Annotated in this window: 11 protein-coding genes; 4 read left to right on the plus strand and 7 right to left on the minus strand. The window is 73.4% G+C overall.

All coding sequences use genetic code 11. The features are described from left to right. Nucleotides 1-119: 119 nt before the first annotated feature. Complete coding sequence (locus DK389_RS29875; protein ID WP_109895236.1) at nt 120-578, plus strand: HIT family protein; 459 nt, start codon at nt 120-122, stop codon at nt 576-578. Between the two features lie 37 nt (nt 579-615). On the opposite strand, the gene DK389_RS29880 is transcribed toward DK389_RS29875, so the two are convergent. From DK389_RS29880 to DK389_RS29905, 6 genes are all read right to left on the minus strand, one after another. Then, a complete protein-coding gene (locus tag DK389_RS29880; protein ID WP_109895238.1) occupies nt 616-1029 on the minus strand; it encodes a PilZ domain-containing protein in 414 nt (137 codons plus the stop codon). Between the two features lie 89 nt (nt 1030-1118). Further along, nucleotides 1119-1352 carry a hypothetical protein gene (locus DK389_RS29885; RefSeq protein WP_109895240.1) on the minus strand — a complete coding sequence of 78 codons (234 nt, stop codon included), beginning with the start codon at nt 1350-1352 and terminating at the stop codon, nt 1119-1121. A 168-nt stretch (nt 1353-1520) separates the two neighbouring features. Beyond that, a complete protein-coding gene (locus DK389_RS29890) occupies nt 1521-3575 on the minus strand; it encodes an NAD(+) synthase (protein ID WP_109895242.1) in 2055 nt (684 codons plus the stop codon). A 126-nt stretch (nt 3576-3701) separates the two neighbouring features. Then, complete coding sequence (locus DK389_RS29895; protein WP_109895244.1) at nt 3702-4055, minus strand: endonuclease domain-containing protein; 354 nt, start codon at nt 4053-4055, stop codon at nt 3702-3704. Nucleotides 4056-4233: 178 nt separating this feature from the next. Continuing rightward, complete coding sequence (gene xseA, locus DK389_RS29900; RefSeq protein ID WP_109895246.1) at nt 4234-5730, minus strand: exodeoxyribonuclease VII large subunit; 1497 nt, start codon at nt 5728-5730, stop codon at nt 4234-4236. Between the two features lie 72 nt (nt 5731-5802). Then, nucleotides 5803-6504, minus strand: a complete 702-nt coding sequence (locus DK389_RS29905) for a hypothetical protein (protein WP_109895248.1) — start codon at nt 6502-6504, stop codon at nt 5803-5805. A gap of 125 nt (nt 6505-6629) precedes the next feature. Between DK389_RS29905 and purD the strand changes: the two genes are divergently transcribed. Further along, entirely contained in the window at nt 6630-7913 is a 1284-nt protein-coding gene (gene purD / locus DK389_RS29910) for a phosphoribosylamine--glycine ligase (protein WP_109895250.1), read from the plus strand. A gap of 157 nt (nt 7914-8070) precedes the next feature. Then, nucleotides 8071-8211 (plus strand): hypothetical protein, encoded by a 141-nt coding sequence (locus DK389_RS33210; RefSeq protein ID WP_162560960.1) that lies wholly within the window; start codon nt 8071-8073, stop codon nt 8209-8211. Nucleotides 8212-8216: 5 nt separating this feature from the next. On the opposite strand, the gene DK389_RS29915 is transcribed toward DK389_RS33210, so the two are convergent. Then, nucleotides 8217-10349 carry a putative bifunctional diguanylate cyclase/phosphodiesterase gene (locus DK389_RS29915; protein ID WP_236960436.1) on the minus strand — a complete coding sequence of 711 codons (2133 nt, stop codon included), beginning with the start codon at nt 10347-10349 and terminating at the stop codon, nt 8217-8219. A gap of 155 nt (nt 10350-10504) precedes the next feature. On the opposite strand from DK389_RS29915, the gene DK389_RS29920 reads away from it, so the two are divergent. Beyond that, a complete protein-coding gene (locus DK389_RS29920) occupies nt 10505-11425 on the plus strand; it encodes an alpha/beta fold hydrolase (RefSeq protein WP_109895252.1) in 921 nt (306 codons plus the stop codon). Nucleotides 11426-11611: the final 186 nt, after the last annotated feature.

Raw genomic sequence — 11611 nt, forward strand, 5'->3', positions numbered from 1 at the left:
TGTTTCGCGTGGAGGCACAACGCCGCGGGGCCGCGCAGGGTTCGGGCGAAACCGGGGCGCCCGTGGACGCGGGGCGGGCCGGCGTGCATCGTGCGCGCCCTCGATCATCCGGAGCCGACATGACGACCGATAGCCCGGCGCCGCGCGCGCCCTACGACCCGGACAACATCTTCGCCCGGATCCTCCGGGGCGAGATCCCGGCCCATAGGGTCTACGAGGACGAGGCCACCCTCGCCTTCATGGACGTGATGCCCCAGGGCGAGGGCCACACGCTGGTGATCCCGAAGGCGCCGGCGCGCGGCCTGCTCGACGCGGACCCCGCCTCTCTCGCCGCACTCATGGCGAGCGTGCAGCGGGTGGCGCGGGCCGTGAAGGCGGCCTTCGCGGCGGACGGGCTGACGATCTTCCAGTACAACGAGCCGGCGGGCGGGCAGACGGTGTTCCACCTGCACGTCCACATCGTGCCCCGCCGGGACGGGGTGCCGCTCAAGCGCCACGAGGGCGGCATGGCCGATCCCGCACTGCTGGCCCAGCACGCCGCGCGCATCCGCGCGGCGCTGGAGGCCGGCGAGGGCTGAGGGCCTATCGCTGCCGGACGAAAGCGGGGCCCGGATCTCAGGCCGCGCTCGCGGGGGTGCCCCCTTGCGCCATCGTGGCGAGCAACCGGCGCAGGGTCGCGTTCTCGGCCTCGAGTTCGCTCACCCGGCGCAGCAGCACCGCGATCGAGGCGTCCTCGGCCGGCGGCGGCGGTGCCGCGGCGGCGGGCTCGGGGCGCGCCGAATCATCAACGAAGGTGATGCCGATCCCGTCCGGGCGGCGCCAGCGCATGTGGGCGCGGTAGGTCCGCTCCTTCTGCGGGATGTACAGGTCGAACATCTCCGGCAGCGTCGTCGTCTCGCTGAGGGCGAGGCGGGCGCCGGCCGGCGACAGGTCGCGCACGAGGCAATCCATGCTCGACGCGTTGTTGTTGAAGATGATGCGCCCCTTGAGGAAGACCCTCTGGCGCGCCTCCTTGCGGTTTTCCGACATCGGTCGGCCTCTAGCGATCCGTCAGCGCCCGCAAGCTCGCATGGCAGCCCTTAAGGAATGTTCGCCGCGATGCGGGACCCGCGCCGGTTTCACGGGCAGGTGAAGCGCCTGTCCACCGTCTGGAACAGGTAGAACCCGTTGAAGCGGATCGCCGTGTCGGCTGCCCGGCCGTCGAAATCGAGGGGGGCGGGGCCGTGGTCGTCGAGCTTGCCGCCGAAGGTCCAGCGGCCGCCGCCGAGGAAGGCGGGCACGGCACAGGCTTCCGGCACCGCGCAGCACAGGCCCTCGACGCTCTTCAGGCGGAACAGGTTGTAGCTTCGCATCGGCTCACCTCCGCTTGGCCGCCGGAGAGCGCGCCGGCCGGTGAATCACCGGCCGATGCGTTCCGGGCTCCTGCAGCGGCACGGACCCCCGCGGGGCCCGGAGGCCGTGAATCGCGGGGTCAGGACCGGGCGGAGGCATACTCGCACAATCCGTCGCGTTTGTGTCGATCAGGTTTCGGGAACGTTGCGGGCGAGCTCGTCGAGCCAGATCGCGGCGCTCGCGTCCGAGGGCGCCCGCCAGTCGCCGCGGGGCGACAGGGCGCCCCCGGCCGAGACCTTCGGCCCGTTCGGCAGGGCCGAGCGCTTGAACTGGCTGAAGCCGAAGAAGCGGCCGAGGAACACGCCGAGCCAGTGCCGGATCTCGGCGAGATCGTAGGCGCCGCGCTTCGCGTCCGGGAAATCCGGCGGCCAGATCCCGGCCGCCCGGTCACCCCAGGCATGCAGCGAGAGGAAGGCGATCTTGGAGGGCCGGAACCCGTAGCGCAGCGTGTAGAACAGGTTGAAATCCTGCAGCGCGTAGGGGCCGATCTTGGCCTCGGTGCTCTGCGGGCCGGCATCGGCCTCCGCCGGCACGAGTTCGGGCGAGATCTCGGTGTCGAGGATCGCCTGGAGGATCCGTCCCACTTCGGCCTCGAACTGACCGGTCCCGATCACCCAGCGGATCAGGTGCTGGATCAGGGTCTTGGGCACGCCCGCGTTGACGCCGTAATGGCTCATCTGGTCGCCGACGCCGTAGGTGCACCAGCCGAGCGCCAGCTCCGAGAGGTCGCCGGTGCCGATCACGATGGCGCCGTTCTGGTTGGCGAGGCGGAACAGGTAATCGGTGCGCAGGCCCGCCTGCACGTTCTCGAAGGTGACGTCGTAGACCGGCTCGCCGCGCCCGTACGGGTGGCCCATGTCGGTGAGCATCTGCCGGGCGGCGGGGCGGATGTCGATCTCGGCCGCCGTGCAGCCGATCGCCTTCATGAGGGCGTGGGCGTTGTCCTTGGTGGCGTCCGAGGTGGCGAAGCCCGGCAGGGTGTAGGCGAGGATGTTGGCGCGCGGCAGGCCGAGCCGGTCGAGGGCCTTGGCCACCACGATGAGGGCGTGCGTCGAATCGAGGCCGCCCGAGACGCCGATCACGACCTTGCTCGTGCCCGTCGCCTCCAGGCGCTTCTGCAGCCCGGCCACCTGGATGTTGTAGGCCTCGTAGCAATCCTGCGCGAGGCGGGCGGGGTCGGCCGGCACGAAGGGGAAGCGCTCGACGGCCCGCATCAGGCCGAGATCGTCCCCCGGCGGCGCGACGCGGAAGGGGACGCGCCGGTATCTGCCCTCGCGGGTGCGGGCATTGTCGTCGAAGCTGCCGGATTGGAGGCGGTCCTGCGCGATCCGCTCCAGGTCGATGTCGGCGAAGGTGGCGAGCGGCCCGGCCGCGAAGCGCTCGCCCTCGGCGAGGCGGACGCCCAGCTCGTCGATGCTGGTCTGGCCGTCCCAGGACAGGTCGGTGGTGGATTCCCCGAGCCCCGCCGCCGCGTAGACGTAGGCGCACAGGCCCCGCATCGAGGCGGCCCGCGAGAGGAGTTCGCGGGCATCGGCCCGGCCGACCGTGATCGGGCTGCCGGAGGGATTGGCGAGCACGCTGGCGCCCGCGAGCGCCGCCCGCATCCCCGGCCCCTCCGGCACCCAGAGATCCTCGCAGATCTCGATGCCGACGCTGAGGCCCGGCAGATCCTCGGCCTCGAAGAGGAGGTCGGTGCCGAAGGGCGCCTCGATGCCGCCGACGCGGATCGTCTCGCCCGCGATGCTCGCGCCGGAGGCGAAGTGGCGCTTCTCGTAGAATTCCCGGTAATTCGGCAGGTAGCATTTCGGCACGATGCCGAGGAGCCGGCCGCCCTGGATCGCGAGGGCGGTGTTGTAGATCCGGCTGCGCCAGCGCAGGGGCGCGCCGACGATCAGGAGCGGGCGGAGCGCTCCCGAGGCCGCGACGAGTTCGGCCGCGGCCGCCTCGACCGCGTCGAGGAGCGTGTCCTGCAGGAACAGGTCCTCGATCGCGTAGGCCGAGAGCGCGAGTTCGGGAAAGACGGCGAGCACCGCGCCCTTCGCGTGGGCTTGGCCCGCGAGGCTCAGGATCTCCTGCGCGTTGCGGGCGGGCTCGGCCGGATGGCTGCGGCCGGTGCAGGCCGCGACCCGGGCGAGGCCGTGGCGATAGAGCGAGCGGAAGTTCGGGGCGACGGGCTCGGACACGGGAACGCGGACCTCACGCGGCGGAAACGCAGCCTCTCAAGGGTAGGGCGCGCGAGCGCGCGCCTCCAGGGGCGCCGGCCCTTGTAGCGCGCGGGTCCCCTCTCCCGAACGGGAGAGGTGGGGTGGTTAGAGGGTCACGCGGCGCTCGATGGCCGCCAGGATCGTCTCGCGCACGCCGTCGAGGTTTCGCAGCACGTCCGCATTGGTGACGCGCAGCACCTCGAAGCCGCAGCGGGCGAGCGCGGCGCTGCGCTCGGCATCTCGGCGCTGCTCGGCCGGCCGCCCGTGCGTGGCCCCGTCGACCTCGACCACCAGCCCGGCCTCGACGCAGGCCAGATCCGCCACGAACCCGTCGATCGGCCATTGCCGGCGGAACTTGTACCCGTTGAGCCCGCGGCCCCGCAGCACCCGCCACAGCGTGGCCTCGGCGGCGGTCTGGTGCCGCCGCAGGGCGCGCGCCCGCTCGGTCGACTGGTTCATGGGACGAGGGGGTGGGGGCTGATTCGGTCTCGCCATTGGAGCACGGACCGGCACGCCGCGCCCCCTCTCCCGTTCGGGAGAGGGTCGGGGTGAGGGGGGCGAGGTCTCCGGAGAGGTCGCATCCCTCACCCGGTCGGCTCGCGCCGACTCGACCTCTCCCGAACGGGAGAGGTGGGGGTCAGAACAGGCTGCCCTGGCGCGTAGCGGTCGCCTCGGCGGCGGGCTCCGGGCGGGCGGCCTTCGGGCGGCGGGCGGAGCGCCGGGGCGTCGGCGCGTCCTCGCCCTCCCCGTCCGCCCGCACGCCGGCCGTGCCGTCCGCGAAGGTAAGGCTCAGGCGCTCGCCGGGGCGCACCGAGCCGGCCGCTCGCACGCTGGCGCCGGTCTCGTCCCGCACCAGGGCGTAGCCGCGGGCGAGCACCGCCTTGTAGCTCAGCGACCCGAGCAGGCGGTCGAGGCCGGCCAGCGCGTCGGCCCGGCGGGCGATGTGGTGGGCGATGGCGGTGCGGGGCCGGTGGTCGATCGCGGCGAGCCGCGCCCGGGCGCGGGCGATCCCGAGTTCCGGCGGGTGGCGGGCGAGGCGCTCCAGCACGCGGCCGAGCCGCTCGCGGAAGGTGCGGGCGTTGCCCGCGAGCGCCGGCCGCAGGCGGGCCTCGGCGAGGTCGAGGCGCTGGCGCTTGCCCGCCAGGAAGGCGTCGGCGCCGGGCATGGCCCGCACGCTCGCGCGCAGGTCGCCGCGGTCCCGGTCGAGCTTGCGCAGGATCGCCCCCCGCTGGCGGCGGCCGAGATCGTCGATCTGCGCCATCAGTTCGACGCGCACCGGCACCGCCATCTCGGCCGCGCCGGTCGGCGTCGGGGCGCGGCGGTCGGCGGCGTAGTCGATCAGCGTCGTGTCGGTCTCGTGGCCCACCGCCGAGATCAGGGGGATCGCGCTCTCGAAGGCGGCGCGGACCACGATCTCCTCGTTGAAGGCCCAGAGATCCTCGATCGAGCCGCCGCCGCGGGCGACGATCAGCACGTCCGGCCGCGGGATCGGGCCGCCGGGGGCAAGCGCGTTGAAGCCGCGGATGGCGGCCGCCACCTCCTCGGCCGCCCCCTCCCCCTGCACCCGCACGGGCCAGACCAGGACCGGCCGGGGAAAGCGGTCCTCCAGCCGGTGCAGGATGTCGCGGATGACGGCGCCGGTCGGCGAGGTGATCACGCCGACGACGCGCGGCAGATAGGGGATCGGGCGCTTATGCTCGGGGGCGAACAGCCCCTCCGCCGCGAGCACCCGCTTGCGCTCCTCCAAGAGCGCCATCCAGGCGCCGATGCCGGCGGGCTCCAGGCTCTCGATCACGATCTGGTAGGAGGACTTGCCCGGGAAGGTCGTGATCTTGCCGGTGGCGACGACCTCCAGCCCCTCCTTCGGCTTCTGCCGGAGGCGGTTGAGCGTGCCCTTCCAGACGACGGCGTCGATCTTGGCGTTGCCGTCCTTCAGCGAGAAATAGGCGTGGCCCGAGCCGTGCGGCCCGCGATAGCCCGAGATCTCGCCGCGCAGGCGCACGTGGCCGAAGGCGTCCTCCAGCGTCCGGCGCAGCGCCGCGGCGAGGTCGCCGACGCTCCACTCGGTCTCGTTCGTCGCCGCGGCCTGGCTCGGGCTCGGCTGCGGCTGCGTCAGGGCGGCGAGGATGGACATGGGGCCGGAGGCTAGCGCCGGGCGCGGCCCCGGTCGAGGGCGCCGGGGCCACTCTGGGCCGCTGCCCGCGATTCACCAGAGGGAAAACTCGGTGGCGAAGTCCGTGGTCTTGAGGCGCCGGCAGGTCTCGGGCTCGGCGCCGCAATCGGCCTGCGGGCTGAGGGACAGGCGCCCGCCCTCCCCGGCCCGGAAGCGCAAGCGAACCGGCGGCTCGTCGGCCTTCGCGTAGGCGAGGCTCACCTCGACGCGCAGGAAATCGAACCGGGTCCGGTCGGCGTAGAGGATGAGGTCGCGGGAAACGGCCTCGCCCGGGTTGAGGTCGGAGGGCTCGGCCGGCCCCTCCGTCGCGCCCTCGAACAGCGTGCCCTGCCGCAGGATCACGGCACCGGGCTCGGTGAGCGCGTAGTCGCGCGCTGCCCCGACGCTCGCCGCGCCGTGGAGGCTTCCCGCGAAGGCGTCGGCCCGGGCGGGATCGGCCCCGAAGCGGGCGCTGATCCCGACGACGTTGTAGGTCAGGCCGAGGACGCGCACGCCGGTCTTGCCCACATTGGTGCGGGTGAGGGTCGAGCGGATCGCGACCCGGTCGCCGCGCTCGCCCGCCCGCACGAGGTCGGTCTTCACCGAGACGGCGGGCGGCTCCAGCCCCGGCTTGATCCGCGCCTCGTAGATGAAGGTGTAGACCGCCCAGGCGCCGGCCGCGACGATGGCGAGCGTCTGGGTCAGGCTCGCGGCCCGCTCCACCGTGAAGCGCGCTCTCCCGCCCTCGTCCGTCATCCGGCCTCCCCGCGTCCCCTCCCCGCCAGAACCGCGGGCGGCGGGCGCCGTTCCCGTGCAGGGCCGCGTGAGCGCGTCGGATTCTCCTTTCCTCCGGGCCGGTTTTTGAGGAAAACCCCGTGGCCATGAACATCCTTCTGATCGGTTCGGGCGGGCGCGAGCACGCGCTGGCCTACGCCCTCGCCAAGAGCCCCCTCTGCACCCGCCTGTTCACCGCGCCCGGGAATCCGGGCACGGCCGAGCACGGCGAGAACCGCCCCGACCTGCCCGTCTCGGACCACGCGGCGGTCCGCGCCTTCTGCGAGGCCGAGGCGGTCGGCCTCGTGGTGGTGGGGCCCGAGGCGCCCCTCGTCGCGGGCCTCGTCGACGACCTGACCGCCGCCGGGATCCGCGCCTTCGGGCCGACGCGGGCCGCCGCCCAGCTCGAGGGCTCGAAGGGCTTCACCAAGGATCTCTGCGCCGCCTACGCCATCCCGACCGCGGCCTTCGCGCGCTTCTCCGCGCTCGAGCCGGCGCTGGAATACCTGCGCGAGACCGGCGCGCCGATCGTCGTGAAGGCGGACGGGCTCGCCGCCGGCAAGGGCGTCACGGTCGCCGAGACGCTGGAGCAGGCGGAAGGGGCGGTGCGCGCGCTCCTCGCCGAGCCCGGCGCCGAGATCGTGATCGAGGAATGCCTCGTCGGCGAGGAGGCAAGCTTCTTCGCCCTCTGCGACGGCACCCGCGCGATCCCCGTCGGCACGGCCCAGGACCACAAGCGCGTCTTCGACGGCGACCGGGGCCCGAACACGGGCGGCATGGGCGCCTACTCGCCCGCCTCCATCGTGACGCCGGAGATCGAGCGCGCCGTGATGGAGGGGATCATCGCGCCGACGCTCCGGGGCATGCGCGAGCGGGGCATGCCCTTCACCGGCATCCTCTATGCCGGGCTGATGCTGACCGCGGACGGGCCCAAGCTCATCGAGTACAACACCCGCTTCGGCGACCCCGAGGCGCAGGTGCTGATGCCGCGCCTCGCCTCGGACCTCGTCCCCGCCCTGCTCTCGGCCTGCGACGGCGACCTCTCCGGCGTCGCCCTCGAATTCGACCCGCACCGGGCGGCGCTCACCGTGGTGATGGCGGCGGCGGGCTATCCGGGCACGGTGGTGCGGGGCTCCGAGATCCGCGGCGTGGCGGAGGCCGCGGCGAGCGACGCCACCTTCGTGTTCCAGGCCGGCACCCGCGCCGAGGGCGGGCGGCTCCTCGCCGATGGCGGGCGCGTGCTCGCGGTCACGGCACTCGGCGACAGCGTGATGGAGGCGCAGGCCCGCGCCTACGCCGCCATCACCCGGATCGACTGGCCCGAGGGCTTCTGCCGCCGCGACATCGGCCGCCGCGCCGTGGCGCGCGAGGTCGCGGGCGAGGGGATCTGACCGGCCCCGGACGCGGCGCCCGGGGCGTGGCATCCGGGGCGCACCCCGCCGGGAAAGTGCGGCCGGTTACCCCGCGTTCACCCTGTTCCGGTTGAATCGTGGCCGGCCTCCCCGCCAGAACGGGGCGAGCCCTAGCCGAACCACGAAAGCCCGGTCGATGACGCACGCGCTGGCCCAACTCCTCCTCATGGTCGCCTCCGTCATGGGCGGCATCCTGTTCCTCGACGCGGTCGACGCGCCCGCCCGCCGGGCCGCCAAGCGGCTCGCCGGCGTGGCGAAGGGCTTCCAGGACAAGTAGGCGGCTCAGGCGGCCTCCGCGGCCCGCCCGCGCAGGGCCGCCAGCATCTCGGCGACCTCGCCGGCCGGGCGCGGCGGGCTGAACAGGAAGCCCTGGATCTCGTCGCACCCCTCCGCCCGCACCGCGGCGAGCTGGTCGGCCGTCTCGATCCCCTCCACCACCGTGGTGATGCCGAGGTTGGCGCCGAGCCCGACCAGCGCCCGGATGATCGGCCCCGATTCCGCGAGGTGGCCCGCCTCGCGCACGAAGGAGCGGTCGATCTTGATCTTGTCGAAGGGGAAGCGGCGCAGGTAGCTCAGGCTCGAATAGCCGGTCCCGAAATCGTCCATCGAGATCCGGATGCCGGTGCGGCGCAGCAGGTGCAGGGTCTCCAGGTTCGCCTCGGTGTCGTCGAGGAGGACGCTCTCGGTGATCTCCAGCTCCAGCCGCTCCGGCCTCAGGCCGCTGGCGGCCAGCGCCAGCAGCACGGTCTGGGCGAAGGCGCGGTGGCGCAGCTGCACCGCGGAGACGTTGACGGCGAGGCTGATCTCGGCCGGCCAGGCGGCGGCGTCGCGGGTCGCCTGGTTCAGCACCCACGCGCCGAGGGGCACGATCAGCCCGGTCTCCTCCGCGACGGGGATGAAGGTCGCCGGGCTGATCAGGCCGTGCTCCGGGTGGCGCCAGCGCATCAGCGCCTCGAGGGTGGTGACGGAGCCGCTGCCGGCCTCGACCAGCGGCTGGTAGTGCAATTCGAAGGCGCCGGTGCCCACGGCCGCGCGCAGATCCCGTTCCAGGGCGCGGCGCGCCTCCGCCGTCTCGTCCATCGCGGCCTCGAACAGGCAGGCCTGGCCCCGCCCGCCGCCCTTGGCGTGGTAGAGGGCGGTGTCGGCGTTGCCCAAGAGCCGCTCGACGTCGTCCGTCCCGGCGCCGGCCATGGCGATGCCGACGCTCATGCCGATCTCGACCGCGTAGATCCCGAGTTCGTAGGGGGCGCTCACCACCGCGATCAGCCGCTCGGCGAGCGTCAGGGCGCCGCCCTCGTCGGCGACCCGGTGCAGCACGGCGAACTCGTCGCCGCCGAGACGGGCCACGAGGTCGCCGCCGCGGACATGGGCGCGCAGGCGGTCCGCCACCGCGCGCAGGAGCCCGTCGCCGACCGCGTGGCCGTGGGTGTCGTTGACCGCCTTGAACCGGTCGAGGTCGAGGCAGAGCAGGGCGAGGCGCTGGCCCTCGTCCACCCGCCCATTCCCCATCAGGCCGATCCCGTGCTCGCGCAGGGCGGTGCGGTTCGGCAGGTCGGTCAGGGCGTCGTGGCGGGCCATGTGGGCGATGCGCGCCTCGTTGCGGCGGCGCTCGGTGATGTCCTCGAAGGTGGAGACCCAGCCGCCGCCCTCGATCAGGCGGTAGCAGACGGCGAGGATGCGCCCGTCCGCGAGTTCCCGGTGGGTCGGCCCGGCCTCGTCGGCGATGAGCGCCAGACGGGTGCCCTCGCACAGGCTGTCGACGGTGATCTCCCGCCGGTACCAGCCCTGCGCCACCAGGAGTTCGCAGAGCTCGCGCTGGCTCATGCCGAAGCGCACCGCCTCCGGCGGCAGGCCGAAGATCTCGCGGTAGCGGTGATTGCAGACGACGAGGCGCGACGCGGCGTCGAACATGCACAGGCCCTGCACCATGTTGCTGAGCGCCGCCTCGAAGAGGCGGTTCTGCTCGGCGAGGCGCAGGTTCGAGCTCTTCAGGTCGGCGAGCGCCGTCGAGAGGGCGGAGCGCGCCGCCTGCTCGCGGCTCACGTCGGTGCCGACGCCGCGATAGCCCTCGAAGGCGCCGCCGCGCCCGAAGCGGGGCTCCCCGCTGACGCGCAGCCAGCGCGTGCCGCCGTCCGGATGGGAATAGGGGTAGTCGAAATCGCGAAACCCCTCGCGCCGCGCCATCGCCTCGCGGTAAGGCTTCCAGTGGGCCTCGTCCCCGCCGTTGACCGCGATCGCGAGGCGGGAGCGGCCCATCAGATCGGCGACGTCCCGTCCGAGGAAGCGGCCGATGCCGGGGCTCAGGTAGGTGAAGCAACCGTCCGCGCCGGTCTCCCAGAACCAGTCCGAGGCGACCTGCGCGAAATCTTCCAGGAGCTGTGCGGGCATCGGACCACCGTCGCGGTACGCGCTCATCTTCCCGGGCATGTCTTAAGAATTGTTCTCGGCCGAATTCTGCGCAGGCTGCACAATATTCGGGCTTGTTGCGTCGAGCGAATGCACGAATGGGAGCCGGAATGCTCCGGGCGGGTTGGTTCCGGCACCCGCGAAAAGGCTCAGGGAGGCGTGTCATGGACGAAGATGTCGGTGGGGATCTGTTCCCGGGCTTCGAGGCTCTCTGGATCGAGGGGCCGGGCGGGCGCGCCTTCGCGCGGGCCGGCGGCCCGGCGGAGGCGCCGCCCCTCCTCCTGCTGCACGGCTTCCCGCAGACGCACGCGATGTGGCACCGCCTCGCCCCCGACCTCGCCCGCGACCACCGGGTGATCTGCCTCGACCTCAAGGGCTACGGCTGGTCGGCGGCGCCCGCGGGCGGGCCGGATCACGTGGCCTATGCCAAGCGCACCCTCGGGCGCGAGATCGTGGCCCTGATGGAGAAGATCGGCCACGTCCATTTCGCGCTCTGCGGGCACGACCGGGGCGCCCGCGTCGCCTACCGGCTCGCCCTCGACGAGCCCGGCCGGGTCGCCCGCCTCGCTCTCCTCGACATCGTGCCGACGCTGGTCCAGTGGGAGCGGATCGAGGCGCAGCCGGGCGCGAACCCGCACTGGCCCTTCCTGGCGGAGCCGGCGCCGCGCCCGGAGGACGAGATCCTGGCCCGCGGCCCGGACACCTATTTCGAGGGCCTGCTCGCCGGCTGGACGAAGGCGAAGGACCTCGCGCCCTTCGATCCGCGGGCGCTCGCCCTCTACCGGCAATCCTGGAACGTGCCCGAGCGCATCCACGCGATGTGCGAGGATTACCGGGCGGGCGCGGGGCCCGACCGGGCGGCGGACGCGGCCGACCTCGCCGCCGGCCGCACCCTGCCGATGCCGGTCCTCGTCCTGTCGAGCGACGCCTATCTGGAGCCGGGCAGGCCCGAGACGGCGCTGGCGTCCTGGCACCGCACCTTCGCGCCGCGGGCGACGGGCGAGATCATCCCGTCCGGGCATTTCCTGGCCGAGGAGAACCCGGGCCGGACGCTGAGCGCCCTGCGCGCCTTCCTGGCGGGCTGACCGGTCGCCGGCGCCGGCGCTCCCGGCGCGGGCGCGACGCACCACCTCTCCCGTCCGGGAGAGGTCGAGTGCGCGTGAGCGCACCGGGTGAGGGGTGCGACCTGTCCGGAAAGACCTGTCCCCCTCACCCTGTCCCTCTCGGAACGAGACGGGGCCCGCGCACGATCCGTCCGGGAGCGCCTCGCC

Source organism: Methylobacterium durans (genome assembly GCF_003173715.1).
GTDB classification, from domain to species: domain Bacteria; phylum Pseudomonadota; class Alphaproteobacteria; order Rhizobiales; family Beijerinckiaceae; genus Methylobacterium; species Methylobacterium durans.